Source organism: Butyricicoccus sp. OF27-2pH9A (assembly GCF_027693185.1).
Taxonomy (GTDB): Bacteria; Bacillota; Clostridia; order Oscillospirales; family Butyricicoccaceae; genus Agathobaculum; species Agathobaculum butyriciproducens.
On sequence record NZ_JAQEXK010000001.1, the window covers coordinates 256,949 to 278,527 of the forward strand.

Sequence of the window (21,579 nt, forward strand, 5' to 3'; positions counted from 1 at the left end):
TCATACCGTCGCCCCCTCGCCTAACCGGGTCGTCATGATCTGGTAGATCTGGGTGTTTTTCGGGATGGGGTTCTTAAAGGGCAGGATCACATTTTCGTAAATGAGAAGCCCCTCGCCGGGTTCGGAATTGTCCACATACCGTAATTGCTGGGGCGAAATGTTCAGCCGTTCCGCAAGGATTTTGCGGTCGCCGCTGGCCTGATTGAGCAGGCAGATAAAGTCGCTGTTTTCCAAAATGTTCTCAATTTCCGGGGAGGAAAGCAGGTCTTTTACATTCTGCGTCGCACCTGTGGGAATCCCGCCCCACTTACGAAAACGCTTCCAAATCTCGCAGGAAAAGGCCGCCGTCTGTTCCTCACGCAAAAGCAGGTGGAACTCATCACAGAAATACCATGTCGCCTTGCCCTTGCTGCGGTTTTGGGTGACGCGCCCCCAAATCTGGTCTTGGACAATGAGCATACCGATTTTCTTTAGCTGCTTGCCCAGCTCCTTGATGTCAAAGGCCACAATGCGGTTTTGAATGTCGATGTTGGTTCTGTGGTTGAACACATTTAGGCTGCCGGACACATACAGGTCAAGGGCCTGCGCCACCCGGTCGGCCTCCGGGATATGCTGGTCTAACAGGGCTTTGTGCAGGTCTGCAAGGATGGGCATATTTTCCGGCTTGGGGTCTGCCAGATAAGGCCGGTAGATCACCTGTACCGCCCGGTCGATCACCGTCTTTTCAATGGCTTCCAGCCCGTTCTTGCCGCCCATGACAAGCTCACAGAACGACAGCACAAAGTCGGATTTCAAGGCCAGCGGGTTTTCATCCTCGGAGTAGTTCAGGTTGATGTCCAGCGGGTTCACATAGTTTTTGCTGGTAGGCGACAGCTTCACCACCTGCCCATGCAGACGCTTCACAAGGGGGTAATACTCGGCCTCTGGATCACAGATATACACATCGTCCGGGGTGCAGAGGAACACGCTCAAAATTTCTGATTTACAGCTCATACTTTTGCCGCTTCCCGGTGTCCCCAGCTTTAGCCCGTTGGGACACCTCGCCCGTTTGCGGTCGAGCATAATCATGTTGCCGGTCTTGGCGTTGATCCCGTAATACATGGCGTCGCCGCCCTGAAAAAGCTCCTGCGTCACAAAGGGGACGAACACGGCCACGCTGGAAGTCGTCAGGGAGCGTTCAATCTGGATGTGGCTGGCCCCCAGCGGCAGGCTGCTCATAAGCCCCTGTTCCTGCTGGTAGTCCAGCCGCACAAGGGAACAGTTGTACTTCTGTGCGATCCCAGCAGCCCAGAACACATCGTTTTCCAGCTTTTGCCGGGTGTCTGCGGTGTTCAGCACCAAAAAGGTAAGCTGGAACATCCGTTCATTCCGGCTCTGCAAGGTCTTTAACAGCTCCTTGGCGTCCTGCCCGTAGGTGGCAAGGTCGCTGGGAAGTATATCCATGTCGTAACCGCTGCGGACAGCCCGTTTCTGTTCCTGAATCTTCATGGCGTCAAGGTCGGTGATCTTGCGCTTGACCGTCTTAATGGCGTCGCTCTGGTCGATGGCCTGCACATGGAGGTTCACCACAATGCCGTTTTCCGTGTTGAGAAAGTCGGCCAGCATTTCATCCGACAGCTCCGGGGAGAGGATTTGCAGGAAGCTCACCGCCCCGTATTTGCCGCCCAGCCCGAACATCCGGGCATTGCCGAAGCGGAACGAGGACGGGGCGATAAAGTCCTTGGTAGAAAACCCCGACGGGGCAAGCCACTTCCAGTCAAAGGAGAACGGTTCCCCGTCCGGGTGGAAAATGCTGTGCATGACTTCCAGCCGTTCCTTGGCGTCCAGTCCCCACGCGGAGGCCCCCATGCTCTTGAAATAGCCCAAAAGGTCGGTTTCGATCCGGCGCAGTCTGGCGCGGGCCATTTTCAGGCTGTCCGCCTCAATGGTGTAGGTCATAAATTTCCGCTTCATCAGGCCGTTGTTCCCGTTCACAAGCTGGTCTTGCAAAATGTCGGAATACTCGCTGCGGATGTCGTCGAAGTCGTCTCCTTGCGCCCGGATTTCAAAGCTCTTGGCATACTGCTTGGGGTCGATCTTGCGGTTGATAAAGGAAAACTGCACATGAATGGAGGCGTCCAGATAGTTGTAGAGGTCGCACAGGTTTTCAAAGATGGCGGTCTTGGTGTCCGCCTGCGCCAGTTGGTAGCTGATGTCCGTAAACTCAATGCACTTGGAAAAGGTGCGGGGCGTCACCCGGCATACGCCGTCCTGATACATGGCCTCATAGGGAATACTGGCCTGTGCCGAATGGGGCTTGCCGTCGCCCTTATACTTTCGGATGACGGCCTGAATCTCTTTCTTTTCGGCGCGGGTGAGCTTGACCGGCGCTTTTGCGCTCGTTTCGTTCTTTTGCTTTTTGGACAATGGCGTTGACCTCCTTTTCCATTTGGGATTGCCGCACAAGGGCGGTATAAGCGTTGTTGGTCTGGTAGGGGCGTTCCTTGGGCTGGATGAAGCAGCACTCGACGATCTGGCGCGCCACCACTTCAAGGGGCTGGCCGTGTTTTTCGTAAAGCGCCAGCAGAAAGCCCGGCAGCATAGCGAACACCATAATGAGCGCCGCCGCGCTGGTCGGGACGCGGCCCCGGATCAAAAAGAAAAGCGGGACGCCTACAAGCAGCGCACCGCCAAAACAAATGAGCTGGCGTTTCGTCAGCCCGAATACTACCTTGGATTTGACCTTGGTTAAATCCTTGGGGACAGTTACATAAGCCATAAAAAGTCACCTCGTTTCTGGTACGGACAGGGAAAAATCGCTGTCCACTTCGTTGCCCCACGCATCCCAGCCGGGGATTTTCTGTCTAGCAAACAGTTCTGCGCGGGGCAGGTCGCCCGCAAGCTCTACAATTTTCTCACGGGTAATGTCTGGTTTCTTGCTGTGTTCCTCCACCGGGGAAATGATAAACTGATGGACGCTTTTGGAGTAACGCTTGGGATGGCCCCGCTTGGCAAGCAGGCAGATTTCCGCGTTTCCTCTCGTCCAATAGCCCAGCCCGTAAAACCATGTGGGGCTTTTGCGGTTCAATTTCAGCCAGACAAAGGCCACGGTCTTAAAGGAAAAGCCCCATGCCTTAATCAGACGCAGCGCCTCCGGGAGCTGGGGGAAAGTCGCCCACAAAAACAAGAGGCAGTCTTTTTCCGCCAGCGTTTCCACCGGCAGGGCGCACAGCTCGTCAATGCTCATGGTGGGATAGTGCTTTTCTGCTGCACCCTGTACTGCTTTCTGTTCATATCGCCACGGCGGGTCGGCGTAAAGGATGTTGTAGGTTTTCTTTTGTGTTTCTTCGATGGTTGGTATTCCTCCTGTCTGTCAATGTGCGGTAAATACGGCTTTCGATATGCTGCCGGTCTTGAACAGACAGAAGCAAAGCAAAACGGTATAGCCCATACAGCCCCAGATTGCGCCGGATATGTCGTCGGCGGTTCCGATCTGCTGGATCAGCACCGCATAAATCCCGACAACCACCATGATTAAAAAGGCTTGGAAGCCCAGCGCAAGCAGGGATTTCAAGTAGTTCTGGCCCATGCCGCGCCACTCTGCATTGCCCAGCGTGGCAAGGGGGATCGGCCCCAATGCGGTCACGGCGTAAATTTCAATCATTCTTCCATAGGTCACAAGGAAAATGCAGATGGAAAGAATGTTCATCGTCAGCCCCACAACAAGGGTCTGGAACCACAGGCCCAGCAGCGGCCCGATGTCCATTGCTTCAAGGCGGCTTTCCAGATCAGGGAGCAGCGTGTCAAAATCAATGCTGGTATCTCCGATAATCACCCCGGCGCTCTGGTTGACGACCTGCTGGGTGGCGTCAAATACGCCCATGACGATATTCCATGTGTTTGTCACAATGAGGATGGCAAAGGCGCTTTTGAAAATCCAGCGGAAGAACATGGAGCTGTCGAAGTCGTGCATATTGTTCTTTTCCACAATCATGTCGATCAGCTCATAGCACATCACAAGGGCGAGAATGGCCGCCGCAATGGGGACGATCACCGTTTCGGACAGGTTTTGCAGCATGGAGAAAATGCCGCCGTTCCAGTCCTGCGGGGTACTGCCCACATCCGACGCGATTTCCCCGACTTTGGTATTGACCGTGTTAAACAGGCCGGACAGGTTGCCCATGATACCGTCGATCAGGATTCCTTTGATCCATTCCCCGATTAAATCACCGATCATGTGGGGACACCTCCTTTCCCGCGCCCTCCCCGATCAGAGAGGGCGCGGAGGGTTTTCTAACACACATGGGGGTTATCCCAGCAGCCCGGACAGCAGCGGAACAAGGGTCATACCGATCAGGGCAACACCACCTCCGGCGACAAGCTGCTTGATTCCCTGGCTCTTGCTCGCCGGGTTGTCCGCCCCGTATCCCTCCAAAAGATTGACGCCGCCCCATACGCAAAGCGCGCCGCCGAGGCCCACAACAATGGTCTGCAAAGTATCAACTGCACTATTGAAAAATTCCATAAATTTACCTCCATAAATTCAGATCGTGATGGTGTTTGGGTACAAAAAAGCCGCCATACATAGCGGCAGCCTCACAATCCGCAGACGGCCCGGAGTTACTGGCCGTCCCGCCATTTCAGCACAGCCAGCGAAAAAATCTCGCCCCATGCTTCACACAGTCTGCGGTCTATTTCCCTTACAAGTTCTTCGGCTTCCCCGTCCGTGGGCGGGGTATCATGTTCCGCAATCCACTGGCACAGAACCGCAGCGGAAATGATCGCCCGGTAGATTTCTTTCTCATACCTGAAATAATCCGCAAATGTCCATTCGTCCGAGTGTCCCATCGGTCACGCTCCTTTCTCTATGGCCGCTTTATTCTACGGCAAAATCTTCATCCGACAGCTCAATGTCGTAGAGGTCAAAGGGTTCGTCCTCCGTTATCACGCGCCGCTTTTTCCGGCGCAGGGACGACAGGTAGCTGTCCACATCAAAGGTGTTCTTTTTGTCGGCGTCCGAGAGGTATTGATAGCGGGGGTGGCGGGTGATGTCGTATTTCTCACTGAAAAACGGCCTCACGCCGCGCACCTGCAAAATACACTTGCCTCCGTCCATCGTTGCAATTTCGTCTTGGCTCATCAGCTCCTTTCCGAGTTTTTGGTAATTCAGTCCGTGGGAGGTCTGCGCGCCCCGGTTCTCGCTCTGGTTGTAGCTGTCAATGGTTTCCTTGCCCAGCACCTCCGCAATCTCCTTGGCGTTCTTGCCCCGGCCACTAAGGAACAGCGTACAGTCGCAGTTGTCGGAAATGATTTCCGCCGCGTCCTTGTAAATGGCCTTTAGCTGCGACTGGCTCTGCAAAATAATAGAAGCCGAGATTTCCCGGCTTCGTATGGTGGCAATCAGCTTGTCAAAGTTTGGAATCTGGCCGATGTTGGCGAACTCGTCCAGAATCAGCCGCACATGGACGGGCAGCCGCCCGCCGTATTTGTCGTCGGCCCGGTCGCACAAAAGGTTGATAAGCTGGCTTTGCACCATTGCCAGAATGAAATTAAAGGTCGTGTCCGTGTCCGACATAATCAGGAACAGGGCCGTTTTTTTATCCCCGATGGTATCAAGTTCCAGTTCGTCGTCCTCCATCAGCTCCCGCACCTCCCTGATGTCAAAAGGCGCTAATCTGGCTCCGCAGCTTATCAAGATGGAGCTGCGGGTCTTGCCTGCCGACAGCAGGAATTTACGGTACTGGCGCACCGCAAAATGTTCCGGGTCTTTTTCTTCCAGCCGTTCAAACATCTGGTCTACCGGGGATTGAAATTCTGGGTCGTCCTCGCGGGCTTCACTGGCATTTATCATTTCAAGCAGCGTAGTGAAATTCATTTCATCGTCCGGCGCTTCGTACCAGATATAGCCAATGAGGGCCGAATACAGCAGGCGTTCCGATTTGATCCAAAAATCTTCGGCGCTCTTTTCGCCCTCGCCCTTGGTGTTGCAGATCAGCGTGTTTACCAGCTTCAAAATGTCCTTTTCCGAATGGATGTAGCGAAACGGGTTATAGCGCATACTCTTGGAAAAGTTAATGGTATTCAGCACTTTTACCCGGTAGCCGCACCGCACAAGGAGCTGGCCCACTTCGCCGATCAGACTTCCTTTCGGGTCAGTAATCACGAATGAGGTCGGGTAGTCCTTGGACACGCACTGCATAAGGTTAGGCTTCACAAAGAACCGGGTCTTGCCGCTGCCGGAACCGCCGATCACCAGCACATTTTTGTTCCGGGCGGTCTTGGGGTCTTTGGGCCGGTTGTTCATGGTGAGGCGTTCCGTCTGGGTCAGGAGAATGTTGTTGTCAAACACCGGGTCGATGTACGGGGCTATATCTTTGGGGCCTCCCCAACGGGCGCTGCCGTACTCGACGCCCCGGCGGTATTTCTTGGCGTTCTTGCTCTTGCAGTACACCATCAGCCGCAGTGCCACCGCACCGGCCACGCCCACCGCCAGATCGAACAGGTGGAAGCTGGGGGCGGCGCTTTCAAAGGCAAGGGAAAAGCCGTCCGCAAGGTGCAGCAGCTTTTCCGACAAGTCCGCCCCAGCCGCCAGCCGGTAGGTCTGTCCCAGCTTGCCGAACAGGTACACAAACAGCAGATAGGGCAGGTTGGCGATTATCAGCTTTTTCATTTCCGGCTTCATCGTGACAGCCCCCTTTCCTTGATTTTCTCCTTGGCCTGCTGGCTGCTTCTGGCCGCTGCCTTTTCTTTCAGGACGGCAAGGGTTTTTCGGATGGAGGGGCGTTCCTGCTGTTGGAGCTTCTTGGCTGTAAACTCCTTAAACGCCTGTTCCAGATTGTCCGCCTGCTTGGATTTGAAGATCACGATATACCGGGGCGGATGGGTAGTGCGGTCTTTCCGCAGGGTAAAATCAATGTCGTATTTCTTGGCGCAGGGCTTAAACAGGCCAATGTTGGCGTCGGTGATCTCAATGTTGGACAGGGCGGAACCGTCCTTTTTGAGCTGCCGTAAGCTCTGCTGGCCGTGATGGGCCTTACCCGTCCCTTTCTGCCGGGCGGACAGATATTTTCGGATGGCCGCTTGCAGCACTTGGGCGGTGAGCTTGCCCGTCTTAACCGCTAACGCTATGGTTTTCTGGTCTACTTCTTCCTGCAACTGCTATCCCTCCTTTGGAAAGTCAGCAGGCAGGCGGATGGCTTAAATCCGCACCCGCAGGCCGGAGAGGTCGTCGGCATGGATTCCTACCAGATACCAGTTCTCGGCCATCTCAATGCGGGTCGGCCTCCATCTGCCGCCCACCATCACATCAAAAGTTTCTCCGCAGTGCAGGCCGCCGTAATAGTTCGCAAGGTCAAAGCGGATGTCGTAGCGGTCTGTCTGCTCGTCAAAAATCAAAGCACCCTGTTTCATAGGGCCGTCCTCCTTTCAGATTTTGCCAGTGTTCATGTCATGGGCCACCAGCGCCGTGTAATAGCCGTTGATGGTGCTTGGGGCGTTGAACAGAACCGCCAGCAGGTATTTTTTGATGTTCCGTATTTCCGTGGTGTTTTTGCTGATACAGTCAAAGACAAACTCAATGTGAGAGCTGTTCAGCTTCATCAGCTTGGATTTCACCAGCTCGGCGGGGTAATCGTCCCCGGCAATGCGGATGGTCTTTCGGGCGCTGCATACGGTTTCCACCAGCAAGTCCACGATCTCGTCCAGCATATCCCGGTCAATCCCCTTGGCGTACTGGCAAAGGTGTTCATACTCGATGTTGTCCTTGATGATCTCCCGGTAAATCTCTACGGCGCTCTGTGACTTCGCTCCCGTTCCTTTCCGTTCCGGCGGCGCAGCCGCTTCTTCCCCCAAAGGAGAGGGAGGGGAAAGGATAGGAATGGAATCGGTATTTGATCCATCTGTAATTGATTTCTCTTTACTTGATCTATCTTTATTTAATTGCGTTGGTTTTTCCTGCGTAGGCTTTTCCTGCGTTGGATTATCCAATGTTGGATTTTCCAATGTAGGTGAATCCGGCACAGGCTGGGGCTGTTCGTAAATGATGTAATCCGCCCCGCGCAGGCGGCCTTGGCTGTCACGCTCACGGGAACGCACGATATAGCCCGCCTGTTCCAGCTCCCGGACAGCCGCCCGGATCGCGTCGATCTGCTCCCGGTTGATAAGGGACAAGCCTTTCAGCGTAAAGTCCCAATCCTCCGGCAAGGACAGCATTTGCGACAGCAGGCCCTTGGCTTTCAGGGACAAGTCCTTGTTCCGCAGGTGGTGGTTGGACATCACTGTGTAGCCCCGGTTTTTCTCCACTCGAAAAACTGCCATCTCGTCGTCCACTCCTTTCACTTGAAATTTCACCGCGCCGTCAAGGGCGGTGAGCTTGCCCGGCTGGTAGGGACATTCCTCATACACACAAAACTGGTACTTCCAGTGCGGGCGGTAGAAACGGCAGGTACCGCAATCCTCCGGCGCTCCGGCCTCGCCGCTGTCAAAATGATCTGCGCCCGGCCTCGTCTGCATGAGCTGTTCAAAGGCCCGGTCGCTGCCGGAAGTAAAGTACATAGGCGGTCGCCTCCTTTCTGGTTTTGGGCGCAAAAAAGCGGCGTCCTGATCTCCCCAAAGGGGAAAAGAGAACGCCGCTGTCTGCGGTGTCGTATTCAATTTTCGATGTGTCACTATTTGGGCGGTGGGCTTCACGGGAGGAAGAAGCGTGTCAAAGCTCAATCCGAAAGTAGTAAATCGGTAGTAAATTCAGTTCTTATATCCCGTGAAATGCCCGTATTTCCGGGCTTTTTGGAGATAATCAGAGTTGTTTGCAGAACAATTTGGACAGTCCAACCCTTTTAATAGAAATATGCGTTTCATGATAATCTCCTTATAATTTGTTTAATTGTTCAATTACTCACTTAAACTTCCCACATAAATAGTGGGATTTGTACCTTGAAAACTCTATATTTCAGATCCTAAAAATACCACTTACGCCACCCGGAAGTCTTCACTTAGGGCGTTCTGCATGAATTCTGGCAGTCTGTTGAAGAAGTCGATATAGATTTTTTCAATCAGCTCGTCAGAAACGTGTAAGATTGCCTTGATAAACGCTCCATAGCAAGTACCTTGCCAGCCCCCAAGTGCTGCAACATGGTTTTGCAAGCAATAATCCGCAACGTTCGCTCCCCCAGTATTCACCTGTAATCTCCATACCGCCATCTTCTCATCTCCCCGCTTTCTTCTTTAGTGCTTATCCACCTTCCGCTTCGGGAACCATCCTTTTGCCACTCTTTTTTCCTGTTCTTTCAGTTCCTTAATGCTCCAAAAGCAACTGACGCCCAAAACACCCAGGGAAACCGACCAAAGTATTTCCTGCATTCTTACGGATAGAATCATACACAAAATGCCCAACAGCAAAAATACCGGCCAACAGCGGCTTCCAAAGTAATACTCCGCATATATAACAATAGGATGGAACAATCCAATCAGAAAAAAGGTAAGCACACCAATCAATATACCACTAAAATTCATCATAACTCCTTGTCCTTTTCCTTATACAAACAGCACATTATCGCAGACCGGCGCAACTTATCTTCTGCGTGCAACAGTCGCCCTCAACAACATATCCAATATGCGCAAAGAAGAAGTATTGCAATATAGAACTACAACCTTCCTCTTCCATATTTTTTTAAATATCTGACACATTTTTACGGATTGCATTTTTACACGGATCATAACCTGCAGCAATCAGCGCATCCCTACTCTATAATTTGTTTAATTGTTCAATTACTCAACTATAATATTAAAAAATATTATTTCTGCCAAAGATGCTCAAATCCCTTGTCAATAATCTCTTTCACATGATCATCTGCCAGCGAGTAGTAAACTATCTGTGCTTCTTTACGGAATTTTACCAGATTCGCAAGACGCAATGCCTTTAACTGGTGTGAGATTGCGGATTTCGTTACCCCCAGTAGCACAGCAAGATCACATACACACATCTCACTCTGTTCCAGAGCGTGTAAGATTTGTACTCTGGTACCATCTCCAAATAGCTTAAATAAAGATGCTAACTGGATATAATCATCTTTGGGTTGCATCTTGGATTTCACATCATTCACAATATCCTCATGAATTACATCGCAATTACAAATATAAGACGGTTTAGGCATACACTTACCTCGTATAATTTTAGTTGAATAGTTGTTCAACTAAAATTATATTCATTTATTTTTCTATGTCAATAAGATTAGTAAATATCTTCTTGGATTTTTGTTTTTAACTGCTTAATACTTTTATACCGCATCAAAGAATGTGTAGATGAGTTTGAATATAAATTCAAGGACTCCGAAACAGGAAAAATTAAAAAGTTCAAGATAACAGAAAAAAGGATTGTTACTTTTAATCCCAAACTGGCCAAGAAGCAGATATATGAGATTAATAAAGAAGTTGAAAAAGCAAAACTACTGAAAGCTTCACAGGCAAAGTGCTCAGAATACGGCGACTCTGCAAAATATGTGATTTTTACCACTACAGGTGAACAGCGAATAAGTTTGTAAGGCTAAATTCCACACCCAACAGGAATTTACTTTTACAAATAATTGAACAGACGATTTCTACATTCATCTATTGACTTTACTGCACAGAACGACTACAATACAGCCATATAAGGAAGTGTATTACTATGCCACAAACTGCTTTTCGCCCCAACCACATGCACATTGCGTGGCACGATTACACATCACATGATGCTACTCTACCGATCTCTGCCGCGCCCTTGCGCGAGAAGGCCTCCGTCATCGGCCGCACCGGCTTGATGCTGCTCTCATGCGGCACCGGTGCATGGCGTGTCCGCAGTTCGATGAACACGCTCGCGGAGGAGCTGGGGCTGGTCTGTGCAGCCGACATTGGTCTGACCTCGATCGAATACACCTGCTTTGACGGTGAACAGGCCTTTTCGCAAACGCTCACGCTGACCAGCACAGGCGTCAACACCTCAAAGCTCAACCGACTCGAGCAGTTCGTCGCTGAGTTTGCCGACATCTGCTCCCGTATGAGCGGCGAGCAGATGCACACCCACCTTGACGAAATCGAGCAGGTGCACGGACTGTATTCGCCACTGATGCTCGGTCTGGCGGCTGCCCTCGCCTGCGGTGCATTTACGTTTCTGCTCGGCGGCGGCTGGGTCGAGATGATACTCGCATTCTTTGGCGCGGGTATCGGCAACGCCGTGCGCTGCAAGCTGTCCAAGCACCATCTGACGCTTGTGCTCTGCACGACTGTTTCGGTCGCAGCAGCCTGTCTGGTGTACGCGGGCTGTCTCAAGATTGCCGAGATGACCTGCGGCATCAATGTCCAGCACGAAGCCGGCTACATCTGCTCCATGCTGTTCATCATTCCCGGATTTCCGTTCATCACCAGCGGCATCGACATGGCCAAGCTGGATATGCGGTCAGGTCTCGAACGGCTCAGCTACGCGGTAATGATCGTATTGATTGCCACGATGGCCGCATGGCTGATGGCGCTCGCGCTGCACCTCAAACCGGTAGATTTTCTGCCGCTGAACCTCAGCATGCTGCAGTATATCGTATTCCGCCTGCTCACCAGCTTCTGCGGTGTGTTCGGCTTTTCGATCATGTTCAACAGCCCGGTACCACTGGCGATGTCCGCCGCGGTTATCGGCGCAATATCCAACACGCTGCGTCTGGAGCTGGTTGACCTTGCATCTTTGCCGCCTGCGGCTGCCGCATTTTTCGCGGCCATGATCGCCGGACTGCTGGCTTCTGCGTACAAAAAGCACTCCGGTTTTCCGCGCATCGCGATTACAGTGCCATCTATTGTGATTATGGTGCCCGGCCTGTATCTCTACCGCGCAATTTACAATCTCGGTATGATGAACCTGAGCATTTCCGCTTCGTGGTTCGCGTCTGCCACATTGATCATTCTCGCGCTTCCGCTCGGACTGATCTTCGCCCGCATTATGACGGATAAGATGTTCCGTTACTGCACCTGATTTTCTGCAGACAAGCCAAAACCGCTGCTGTGAGTTTTCCTCATAGCAGCGGTTTTGTTATTCGTTTTACAGCGGCAGCGAGTCCTTGCCAGCCTGATGGATCATCTCCTCACGACAGCGCAGCACAATGCCGTCCACCTGCTCGAGATGGTGCAGGATGTTATGTTCAAACTCCTTAAGCGGCAGCAGAACGCCCAGTTCATCGTGGCTTTTCTGCAACTTGTAGCCGGTGTCCTGACCGTAGAATACCATCGCGGTCGGACACCTCTGCTGGATTTCATTGAATGCGTCCCAGACGATGTTGTACGCCTGTGCTTCGGTCAGACCCTGCTCGACCGTATCCGGCAGCGCGTACAGCGTCAGCACGCCGCGGCGGGACGGCGAATACATCTCCCGCACCTGCATGTCCTTGGTATACTTGTGGCGCAGATGACTGCCATCGGCCAGGTAGAGCGCCGCACGCGGTACAGACAGGTGCTGACGGTAAATATCGTGGAACTTGCGCAGTTCTCGTGCCGAGACGGCATTGCGGTATTCCTCGCGCACCTCACCGTTCGCATCGGTCAGCAGTCTGGGATTCCCGCCGTTTTTGCCATGAAAGCGATACGGAATAAGATAGGCTGTGCGCAGCAGATCGAACATCGTGTTATTGCATAGCGCAATCGTCAGCGCGGAAATATCGCGGTTCTCGTAAGCCTGCAAAAGCGCTTTCGCAAAGCTGCACTCTGCACCGCCGCCATCCTCAAACGATGCATTCTCCTGCTCCATGCAGAAGGTTTCGTACAACTGCTGCTCTGCACCCGGATTGCTCAGAATTCTGTGGAACAGTGCTTCGGCGTGTTCCTCTCTTGGAAAAAGTGATGTCATGATAATTCCTCCTCATGCACTGTCAAGAGCTTGCTTTTTTGCAATACAAGCATAGCCCTGTTTATCTCGTATGTCAATCGTATTTTTCAAATTATAACGTAACCGTCAAACCTCCCGCATCTCCTGTGGCCAACTATTAGGGTAGCATTCACAAAAGAGTCTATGAATATGAACCGTCGTTTTTACTGAGAAATTACTGCCTTTCTCGGAAAGCACGCTTTCAATATCCACTTTCGCATTTCCCATATCCACTTTTTCTTCATTCAAAAGTCCACTTATATGTATTATGAAGCTCGTTCTTCTCGTTCAAAAGCAGATTTCTTAGGAACGCTTCCAGATACTCCGTTGTTTCGTGAATACCTTCCTGCAGGTTCGTATAGTTTGCACGGACAAGTGCATTTCTGAAATACCACGCATTTTCCGCAAATATATCATTGGTAGCAGAAAAACCAAGTGTCCTCAAACAGGATTTGAGTTGCATAATTCTACTTCAGCTTCATCTTTCCCTCCATTCGCATCATCTCATTCTGGTCTTGCGCTTTGGTCACGTTTGCATAAACGCGCATGGTTGTTTCGGCATTTGCGTGCCCCATAATAATCTGAACTGTTTTCAAGTCTATTCCGCCCAGAATCATCCTCGTACAGAACGTATGCCGCAACATATGACATGTGATCGGGGGAAGAGGATTTTCCTCTCGGCCTTCTTGTTCTGCCTCGGCGTGTTCCTCCTGATTGCATTTCGCCGTAATTCTTTTAAGCTGACGGTTGATTCGATGGTTGGAGTATACGCGACCATACAGATCACGAAAGACGAAATTAGTATAGCCATCAACGACAATCTGATTATCTGCATTGAAATCATTTCTTCTTTCATACAGCGCCAGCAGCGTGTCCCGCACTTCTGTCAGCATGGGGATTTCCCGCTTTCCCGTATTACTTTTCGGTACAGTCACAGTGTACTTACACGTTCCGTCCAGAGTAGCAGTATAGTTCATCGTATGATTGATGCTGATCGTATTCTTTTTGAAGTCAATATCATCCCAGGTAAGGCCCGCAAGTTCGCCGGAGCGAATACCGGTTCCAAGAAATACGGTCAAAACAGGCAGCAATTCACGATAATCCAGCGTATGAGCAACGTAAGAAAGCAACCTATCCTGTTCTTCCTCGGTTAAGGCATCTCTGTATTTCGGCTCCCAGTCCTTTCTTTTTTGGAACTCCTGATAAACACCATCAACCGGATTAGCGGCGATATAATGCTCTCGACAGGCCAGCTCAAACACCGGATGGATTACATTGTTCAGATTTCCAAGCGTAGAAAGGCTCAAGCCATGTTTGAGCCTGCTGATATAGAACTGCTTCACATCAGAATATCGAACAGATTGGATCGGTCTTTTTCCCCACTCGTTCTTTACATGCTTGTTATAAAGATAAATGTACCGGACCAGCGTTGTTTCCGCAATCTCGCATTTCATAGAAATATATTCTTGCCAAAACGCATTGACCGTTTTCGTCTTCTTAGGCATTGCTTTTGTGCGCCGGTCGGTAATCCTGTTCTCCATGTCACGCAAACATTCCGGATTTGTATCCCCTTTTGGGGGCGGATCTTCAGGGAGCAGTTTCCAGTTGGTTATGCTTTTGCGACCCCCGTTCTCGTCCGTGTATCGGAAGGTATAGCTGCCGTTTCTGATCTGAGCTTCTCCGGTCAGAAGCAGACGTCCCTTATTATCTCTTCGTTTCCTGGCCATCTCAGCACCTCACGATTCAGTGTTGTCATTACTGAACAGCTGAACCTCATTATTCAGATATTCTTCAAACATTTTTCGTTTGAAGAATACCCGTCCGCCGTTCCAGATCAGATACTTGGCGTACTTATCCTTCGCAATGATCTGTCGAAGTCTTCTTGTACCGATGTGGAAGTATTCAGCTGCTTCGGATAATGACAAAGCGTATTTCTCCCAGATTGGAACCTTCTTCATGTTGTAAGTGACATTTTCATGAGCGGAATACATATCGCCTCTCGCTTGCTTAAAATCCTCAGCCCGCTCCTCCTTCATGGTATCTTTCATTCTTTTCGTTTTTCCTCTGCTCTCAGCTGGGGCATAATCGATTCCATCCTCCCGCTCTGCTGCCCGTTCCTTTCTGGGGTGCTGCATTTCTGGTTCTACCTCCCTCAGCTCTTGTTCCAAAAGAATCCGCAACAACAATCTCATATCTTCGGTCATCTTAATTTTCTCCTCTTCAGCAAGTTATATTTCTCCCTGCACAGCGCAATATCGTCTGCCGCAGTTGTCTTAATATGTACATGATGCTCTTTCAAAATCGTTCGGATAAATGCTGCCGCATCTTCTGCCGACTTGAATGGCTTATACAGGATATAGCGAACATCTTGCAGCTCGCAAATATACCTCTTAACCTTCTGCTCATGATTTCGCTCATCGGTACTTCTTTCTTCGATAGCCAGATTCAACTCCGGGATATACATTTCCATGCGGATTCCCGTCAAGTCATCTGTGTCGAAATTCACTTTCAAATGGTTTTGTCCTGTATACAGCATGACAAGTAATCGAGGGAGTACATAAACAAACTCCTGCTCGCACTTTGGACATGGCACTTTTCGCATCGTTCGATCATAGATTTTTGCTTTCCATTCGTGACCGCAACTGCTTTTCCACCAGTATTCCTGCTTTGACAAGGCCGAAACCTGACCTGCTGTAACCGTTCCGTTCTTCTCGCAATTCCACTCTGCTGCTATTGCCGGGTGGGTCTTTGACAGGCTGTTCAGGTTTTCTTCTACCGCTCGTCCAGTGCAGTACGGGCATCTGCTGCCATCAGTTCTTGATGAAATCCACGCGCTGTACTCTCCTCCGCAGAATGGGCAATGCCACCAGAAAAGTCCCGCTTTGCTGGATGTAACTGCATCTGCTCCGACCTTATTCTTCTCTGACCACTCCTTAGCAAGCTGCGGGTACTGTGAAGCAAAGTCGTTAAAGCCTTTCAGCAGTTTATGATCCTCGCAGTAGGGACAGCCATGCCCATCCGATCTGCTGGAAATCAGAGCATACCATTCATGCCCACATTTTCCTTTCCACCACGCTTTCTTATTGCTGAATGCTGTTACCTCGTCCGGTCTTAGAGGATAATTCTTCTCCGACCATTCTGCCGCGATCTCCGGAAACCTCGATGCAAGGTCATTAAAACCGGCAAGCACACGGTTTCCGGAACAGTACGGACAACCGGGAGAATTTTTTCCGGTTCGGCTATGAGGACTTGCCTGCCATTCGTGTCCGCACTCTCCACGCCACCAAACCTTTTTATTGGAACCATAGCTGACATCCTTCGGCAGCAAAGGAAAATTGTGCGTTGACCACTGTTTTGCGACCTCTGGGAACATAATTTCCAGGCTGTTTTTCATTTTTCTCACCTCGCTTTCCTTTAACGAGATTCAGTATAGACGAAAAAATTCAATATGAGAAATGTGCGAATTTGAAAAAGGGACCTGTCAGGCGATTTTTCATCGTCCTGGCAGATCCCGTTTTGTGCTTATATATTTTGTACCTGTCGCTCTCCCGTCCGGATATAGTTACTGTAGGTTAAAATCTCCCTCTTTTTCATTTCGTTCGACACCGTAACATAAATCTGGAGAGTGGTGGTTACATCCGCATGGCCTAGCACTGATTGTACGACCTTTACATTCAGTCCAGACTCGCACATACGCGTTGCAAAAGTATGCCGCAGTACATGACAGCTGAAACATGGGAGGAGCACCGGCTCATCGTCAATGTCATTGTTTTCAAGGATTTCGCCATTACAATCGCGCATGATTCTGCGCAGTGCCTTATTCAGTGTTCCCTGATGCTGTACCTCTCCGAATCGGTTGACAAAGAAGTTATAAACGCAAAAACCGCCGCACCAGATCACTCTGATGCGACGGTAAAACCTTTGCAAATGTGTAATTTTACAGGCATTCTGCCGACTTCGACACAGATTGGCATACGCTTGGCACACGTTGGCATACAGCCCGGCTTTTCTGTATCATAATCATGCAGAAATTCCTGCAAAAACGGCAATTTTTCGAACTTTTTAGTCCAGCGGCTTCATTGTCGGGAACAGCAGAACGTCGCGAATGGATGCAGCGTCGGTCAGGAACATAACCAGACGGTCGATGCCCATGCCCATGCCGCCCGTGGGAGGCATACCGTATTCCAGAGCGTTGATGAAATCCTCGTCCATCATGCCGGCTTCCTCGTCGCCTGCGGCGCGCAGAGCAACCTGACGCTCGAAACGCTCCTTCTGGTCGATCGGGTCGTTCAGCTCGGAGAATGCATTGCACAGCTCGCGGCCGTAAACAAAGCACTCGAAGCGCTCGGTCAGACGCGGGTCGGACGGCTTGCGCTTTGCCAGCGGAGAAATCTCAACCGGGTAATCGGTGATGAAGGTCGGCTGCATGAGGTTCTCCTCAACGTACTCGTCGTAGCACAGGCTCATCAGGTCGCCCCAGCTCTCCTTGCCCTTTTCGATTTCGAGGCCCTTCGCCTTAACGGCTTCGAGCGCCTCCTCCGGAGTGAGCGCCATAAAGTCGATGCCGGCATACTCCTTGACAGCCTCGGCCATGGTCATGCGCTTCCAGCCCTTGGTGAAGTCGATCTCGGTGCCCTGGTACATCACCTTGGTGCCGCCCAGAACCTTTTCGCAGACATGGATTACCATGTCCTCGGTAATATCCATCATGCCGTGGTAATCGGTGTATGCCTGATACAGCTCGATGGTGGTGAACTCCGGATTGTGCTTGGTGTCCATGCCCTCGTTGCGGAAAATACGACCGATCTCGTATACGCGCTCCAGACCGCCTACGATCAGGCGCTTGAGGTGCAGCTCGGTCGCAATACGCAGATACATATCAATATCCAACGCGTTGTGATGGGTGATGAACGGACGAGCCGCAGCACCGCCCGGAATGGTGTTCAGACACGGGGTCTCAACCTCCATAAAGCCGCGGGAATCCATAAAGTTGCGGATCTCGCGCACGATAGCGGAGCGCTTCTCAAAGGTATCGCGTACCTCCGGGTTGACGATCAGGTCAACATAGCGCTGACGGTAACGCATATCGGTATCCTTCAGACCGTGCCACTTCTCCGGCAGCGGTGCAAGGTTTTTGGAAAGCAGCGTCAGCTCGGTTACAGAAACCGAAATCTCACCCTTCTGGGTACGGAATACCTCGCCCTCGATACCGATGATATCGCCGATATCGAACTTCTTGTAGCCCTTGTATACGTCCTCGCCTACGTTGTCGCGCTTGATGTAAAGCTGCAGACGGCCGTAGCGGTCGCGCATATCCGAGAAGGAAGCCTTGCCCATGATGCGCTTGGACATCATGCGGCCTGCCAGACGAACGGTCTTGCCTTCCAGCTCATCAAAATGCTCATGAATATCGGTGGTATAATGATCGCGCTCAAAGCGCACCTGCTGGAACGGGTCCTTGCCCGCAGCCTGCAGCTCTGCCAGCTTTTCGCGGCGAATGCGCTTCAGCTCGTGCAGTTCCTCCGCGGTCTGCTCGTGCTGATCCTGCGCCTGATGCTGTTCTGCCATATCTTCCCCATCTTTCATATAGATTTACATTTAACGTCCGTTAGGACGAATCGAATTACTTCTCGATCTTGATGATCTCGTACTTTACGATGCCGATCGGTGCCTCGACCTCAACAACATCGCCGACCTTCTTGCCCAGCATAGCCTTGCCGAACGGAGACTCGTCAGAGATCTTGCCGTCCATCGGATCGGCCTCCTGAGAGCCGACGAAGTGGTACTCCTCTTCCTCGTCCTCCTCGAGATCCTTAACAATAAAGCGGCAGCCGGGAGAAACCTCGTCTGCAGCGTAGCTGTCACCAGTTACAACGACTGCGTGCTTGATGATCTCCTCAAGCTCAGCAATGCGGGAATACAGCTTGCCCTGCTCGTTCTTGGCTTCATCGTACTCGGCGTTCTCGGACAGGTCGCCGAAGGAGCGTGCTTCCTTCAGCTGCTCTGCAACCTCATCCGCACGGGTAGTTTTCAGATATTCCAGTTCGTCCTTATATGCGTCCAGACTTTCCTGTGTCAGTTTAATTTCTTTTGCCATGTTTGCAAACCCTTCTTACTCAGTGTCATCGGCTTTCGAGCCGTACAGTACACTATATTATAAATTAAGCACCAATGCCATGTCAAGCGATTCGACCATTTTCTGTCCGATTTTCTGCCGGAGTGCTCGATTATCCCACAGTTTCTATCGCTTTTTGAAGCTGCGGATCGGTTTCCGGCGTCAGGAAGAAAAAGTTCTGCGTCTGCTCATCGGTCAGCTTCACCTCAATGTCCGGCGCAATGCCGACATCCGCAAGGCTTTTGCCCTTGGGCGTAAAGTATTCTTCGACAGACAGATTGACCGCCGAGCCGTCGCTCAGCTGGTAGGTGCGCTGAGCGCGTCCCTTGCCGGTGGTGTGCGTGCCGACGAGTGTTGCGCGGTCGTACTCCTGCAGCGCCGCCGCGAAAAATTCTGCTGCCGAAATGCTCTGGTCGTCAATGAGCACCGCGATTGGCAGGTCAATATGGTCTGCATCCGAGGTGTAAACAGTCTCCGAGCCGTTTTTCATGCGCAGCGTCATAATGGTGCCCTCGCCGAGCAGCGGGTCGAGTGCCGCGCTCATCTCCTTGACACGGCCGCCGCCGTTGTGGCGCACATCAATGACAAGCGACTCGGCGCCGCTGTCGGTCAGCGACTGCAGCGCCGTCTTGAACTGATCGGCACAGCCGTCGTGGAAATTCTCGATACGGATGTAGCCGATTTTATCATTCAGCATTTTTCCCCATGCCATCTTCTGCGTGACAACGGCACGCTGCATGGTCAGCTCCTTGGCGGAGCCGTCTGCCTTCTTGACCGTGACGGTCACATCGGTCCCCTCTTTGCCGGAAATCGCGCTGATAACCGCGCTCGAGCCGTCCTTTTCGGTCGTCAGATCTCCCGTACCGAGAATGTAATCGCCCTTTTCGATGCCGGCCTTCGCCGCAGGCGAATCATCGTACACGAGCGTAACGCGAATACTCGTCTCAGTGCTCGTCACCGAAACGCCGATGCCGCAGCCCTTGCCCTCACCGCTCATGCGGTAGGCTTCGTAGTTTTCCGCCGGAATATACGACGACCACTTGTCTCCCAGACCGGTAATGTAGCCTGCCGCAGCGTAATCCGCAACATTGTCCGCATCCAGCTCACCAACGTATTTATCCGACACCAGCCGGTCGATCTCGCGCAGCTTTTTTCCGACCTCGTTGGTGTTCCAGCCGGTGGAAATCAGGCAGATGACTGCCGTTATCGCGCCTGCCGCGGCACACATGGTCAGCGCCATCCGCAGAGAGACCTGTCTCTCCCGCAGTTTTTTCATGGTTTGTCCTCCTCCACGAGAAAAGGGAGAGCGTTACACTCTCCCCTTTTATATGATTGCGTTAGTTGAAGTAGCTCATCGGGTTCCGCGTCGAACCGTTTACATATACCTCAAAGTGCAGATGCGGACCGGTCGAGTTGCCGGTAGAGCCTACCAGACCGATGGTCTGACCGGCGGTTACCGTCTGGCCAACCGAAACATGGATGGCAGACTGATGGCCGTAAGCCGTCATGACGCCGCCGCCGTGATTGATAACGGTATAGTTGCCGTAGCCGGAAACCCAGCCTGCGGTGGTAACCGTGCCGGATGCAGCTGCTACGATCGGTGTGCCGGTCGGTGCCGGAATATCCTCGCCCTTGTGGAACTTGCGGGTACCGAAGATCGGATGTACACGCCAGCCATAGGCACTCGAATTATTGGTATAACCCGGAAGCGGCCAGGTGAACGTGCCGCTTGTCAGCGTTGCGCTGCTCAGATTGCCCGCCGAACTGCTGCTCGACGAGGACGAGCTGCCGCCATTCTTCTTTGCGGCCGCTGCCGCTGCTGCTGCCGCAGCAGCTTCCTTGCGGGACTGCTCTGCGATCTGGTCACTTACGGTGTCCATCTCGCTGGTGATGCGCTCGTACTCGGCCTTCTGCTCCTTCTGGTACGCCTGCAGGCTCTTCTGCAGTGCCTTCTGCTGCTCCTCGCTGGATTTCAGCTCCTCAGCCTTATACTTCAGGTTTTCCTGATACTGTACCTGCTCGTCCTGGGTAGCCTGCAGATCATCGCGCTTCTGCTGAATATCCTCCTTGGCAGCGGTGTACTCCGCTACGATCTTCTTATTATCGTCCATGATCGCGGAAACAATCTCCAGACGGCTGAGAAGATCAGAGAAGTTGGACGCGTTCAGCAGAACCTCCAGATAGCTGGTCTCGCCCTGCTCATACGTCGTGCGGACAGTCTCAGAAAAACGCTCCTTCTTGCTGTCCAGCGCCTTGATCGCAGCATCCAGCTCGGTCGTCTTGACGTCGATCTGGTCCTGCAGGCGGTCGATATACGCGGTTACCGTCGTAATTTCTTCCTTGGTGAGCTTGATCTCTTTCTGCAGGGCGGCACGGGTCTTTGCAACCTCATCCACCTTGCCTGCCAGACTATCCAGCTCCGCCTTGACCGATGTCTTCTGATCCTCCAAATCGGACAGCTTGCTTTTCAGTTCCTTACTGCTCACCGCACCGGCATAAACCAGACCGGAGGCGATCATCGAGAACACCATCGCTGCAACCAGGATGCCCGCAATAATGCAGGAAATCAGGCGCACGGTTTTCTTTTTCATCATATTGAAACATTCGC

The 21,579-nt window shown here is 51.8% G+C and carries 24 protein-coding genes; 2 read left to right on the forward strand and 22 right to left on the reverse strand.

Annotated features, from left to right (window positions below):
- From PG722_RS01215 to PG722_RS01275, 13 genes are all read right to left on the reverse strand, one after another.
- The gene (locus tag PG722_RS01215; RefSeq protein WP_117440189.1) at positions 1–2,406 is read right to left on the reverse strand and encodes a VirB4-like conjugal transfer ATPase, CD1110 family; all 2,406 of its coding nucleotides are present in this window, start codon (positions 2,404–2,406) and stop codon (positions 1–3) included.
- Complete coding sequence (locus tag PG722_RS01220; protein ID WP_117440188.1) at positions 2,309–2,758, reverse strand: PrgI family protein; 450 nt, start codon at positions 2,756–2,758, stop codon at positions 2,309–2,311. Before PG722_RS01220 ends, PG722_RS01215 begins: the two co-directional genes overlap by 98 nt.
- 6 nt (positions 2,759–2,764) lie before the next feature.
- Entirely contained in the window at positions 2,765–3,301 is a 537-nt protein-coding gene (locus PG722_RS01225; protein ID WP_117440187.1) for an MT-A70 family methyltransferase, read from the reverse strand.
- Positions 3,302–3,352: 51 nt separating this feature from the next.
- Positions 3,353–4,216: a VirB6/TrbL-like conjugal transfer protein, CD1112 family gene (locus PG722_RS01230; RefSeq protein WP_005946756.1), complete on the reverse strand. Its 864-nt coding sequence runs from the start codon at positions 4,214–4,216 to the stop codon at positions 3,353–3,355.
- Between the two features lie 72 nt (positions 4,217–4,288).
- Positions 4,289–4,504: a Maff2 family mobile element protein gene (locus tag PG722_RS01235; RefSeq protein ID WP_002566673.1), complete on the reverse strand. Its 216-nt coding sequence runs from the start codon at positions 4,502–4,504 to the stop codon at positions 4,289–4,291.
- Positions 4,505–4,599: 95 nt separating this feature from the next.
- A complete protein-coding gene (locus PG722_RS01240) occupies positions 4,600–4,827 on the reverse strand; it encodes a hypothetical protein (RefSeq protein WP_022381109.1) in 228 nt (75 codons plus the stop codon).
- Between the two features lie 28 nt (positions 4,828–4,855).
- On the reverse strand, positions 4,856–6,661 hold the full coding sequence (locus PG722_RS01245; protein ID WP_022381110.1) for a VirD4-like conjugal transfer protein, CD1115 family: 1,806 nt from the start codon (positions 6,659–6,661) through the stop codon (positions 4,856–4,858).
- The gene (locus PG722_RS01250; protein WP_055200123.1) at positions 6,658–7,134 is read right to left on the reverse strand and encodes a PcfB family protein; all 477 of its coding nucleotides are present in this window, start codon (positions 7,132–7,134) and stop codon (positions 6,658–6,660) included. The genes PG722_RS01245 and PG722_RS01250 overlap by 4 nt, the downstream gene beginning before the upstream one ends.
- 42 nt (positions 7,135–7,176) lie before the next feature.
- Positions 7,177–7,389 carry a DUF5348 domain-containing protein gene (locus PG722_RS01255; protein ID WP_117440185.1) on the reverse strand — a complete coding sequence of 71 codons (213 nt, stop codon included), beginning with the start codon at positions 7,387–7,389 and terminating at the stop codon, positions 7,177–7,179.
- A gap of 15 nt (positions 7,390–7,404) precedes the next feature.
- Entirely contained in the window at positions 7,405–8,532 is a 1,128-nt protein-coding gene (locus tag PG722_RS01260) for a DUF6017 domain-containing protein (protein WP_270579416.1), read from the reverse strand.
- A 414-nt stretch (positions 8,533–8,946) separates the two neighbouring features.
- Positions 8,947–9,177 (reverse strand): hypothetical protein, encoded by a 231-nt coding sequence (locus PG722_RS01265; RefSeq protein ID WP_118360373.1) that lies wholly within the window; start codon positions 9,175–9,177, stop codon positions 8,947–8,949.
- Between the two features lie 24 nt (positions 9,178–9,201).
- Entirely contained in the window at positions 9,202–9,492 is a 291-nt protein-coding gene (locus tag PG722_RS01270; protein ID WP_442867810.1) for a DUF4491 family protein, read from the reverse strand.
- Positions 9,493–9,770: 278 nt separating this feature from the next.
- Positions 9,771–10,130 carry an ArsR/SmtB family transcription factor gene (locus tag PG722_RS01275; protein WP_118360372.1) on the reverse strand — a complete coding sequence of 120 codons (360 nt, stop codon included), beginning with the start codon at positions 10,128–10,130 and terminating at the stop codon, positions 9,771–9,773.
- A 512-nt stretch (positions 10,131–10,642) separates the two neighbouring features.
- Between PG722_RS01275 and PG722_RS01280 the strand changes: the two genes are divergently transcribed.
- Positions 10,643–11,971, forward strand: a complete 1,329-nt coding sequence (locus tag PG722_RS01280) for a threonine/serine ThrE exporter family protein (RefSeq protein ID WP_270579417.1) — start codon at positions 10,643–10,645, stop codon at positions 11,969–11,971.
- Positions 11,972–12,037: 66 nt separating this feature from the next.
- Here the strand turns inward: PG722_RS01280 and PG722_RS01285 are convergent, their stop codons facing one another.
- From PG722_RS01285 to PG722_RS01310, 5 genes are all read right to left on the reverse strand, one after another.
- On the reverse strand, positions 12,038–12,838 hold the full coding sequence (locus PG722_RS01285) for a DUF4866 family protein (protein WP_118564247.1): 801 nt from the start codon (positions 12,836–12,838) through the stop codon (positions 12,038–12,040).
- Between the two features lie 485 nt (positions 12,839–13,323).
- Positions 13,324–14,583 carry a site-specific integrase gene (locus PG722_RS01295; protein WP_270579418.1) on the reverse strand — a complete coding sequence of 420 codons (1,260 nt, stop codon included), beginning with the start codon at positions 14,581–14,583 and terminating at the stop codon, positions 13,324–13,326.
- 9 nt (positions 14,584–14,592) lie between these two features.
- A complete protein-coding gene (locus tag PG722_RS01300; RefSeq protein ID WP_270579419.1) occupies positions 14,593–15,060 on the reverse strand; it encodes an excisionase in 468 nt (155 codons plus the stop codon).
- Positions 15,057–16,250: a zinc-ribbon domain-containing protein gene (locus tag PG722_RS01305; RefSeq protein WP_270579420.1), complete on the reverse strand. Its 1,194-nt coding sequence runs from the start codon at positions 16,248–16,250 to the stop codon at positions 15,057–15,059. The genes PG722_RS01300 and PG722_RS01305 overlap by 4 nt, the downstream gene beginning before the upstream one ends.
- A gap of 128 nt (positions 16,251–16,378) precedes the next feature.
- On the reverse strand, positions 16,379–16,681 hold the full coding sequence (locus PG722_RS01310; protein WP_442861197.1) for a tyrosine-type recombinase/integrase: 303 nt from the start codon (positions 16,679–16,681) through the stop codon (positions 16,379–16,381).
- On the opposite strand from PG722_RS01310, the gene PG722_RS14130 reads away from it, so the two are divergent.
- A complete protein-coding gene (locus tag PG722_RS14130; RefSeq protein ID WP_442867817.1) occupies positions 16,577–16,876 on the forward strand; it encodes a hypothetical protein in 300 nt (99 codons plus the stop codon). The two genes, PG722_RS01310 and PG722_RS14130, sit on opposite strands and share 105 nt — an antisense overlap.
- A gap of 42 nt (positions 16,877–16,918) precedes the next feature.
- On the opposite strand, the gene lysS is transcribed toward PG722_RS14130, so the two are convergent.
- The 4 genes from lysS to PG722_RS01330 form a co-directional block, all read right to left on the reverse strand.
- Positions 16,919–18,424, reverse strand: coding sequence for a lysine--tRNA ligase (gene lysS / locus PG722_RS01315; RefSeq protein ID WP_118753399.1), 1,506 nt, complete (start codon positions 18,422–18,424; stop codon positions 16,919–16,921).
- 55 nt (positions 18,425–18,479) lie between these two features.
- Complete coding sequence (gene greA, locus PG722_RS01320) at positions 18,480–18,953, reverse strand: transcription elongation factor GreA (protein ID WP_117489347.1); 474 nt, start codon at positions 18,951–18,953, stop codon at positions 18,480–18,482.
- 130 nt (positions 18,954–19,083) lie between these two features.
- Positions 19,084–20,247, reverse strand: a complete 1,164-nt coding sequence (locus tag PG722_RS01325) for a S41 family peptidase (protein ID WP_270579422.1) — start codon at positions 20,245–20,247, stop codon at positions 19,084–19,086.
- Positions 20,248–20,308: 61 nt separating this feature from the next.
- The gene (locus PG722_RS01330) at positions 20,309–21,565 is read right to left on the reverse strand and encodes a murein hydrolase activator EnvC family protein (protein WP_270579424.1); all 1,257 of its coding nucleotides are present in this window, start codon (positions 21,563–21,565) and stop codon (positions 20,309–20,311) included.
- Between the last annotated feature and the right edge of the window lie 14 nt (positions 21,566–21,579).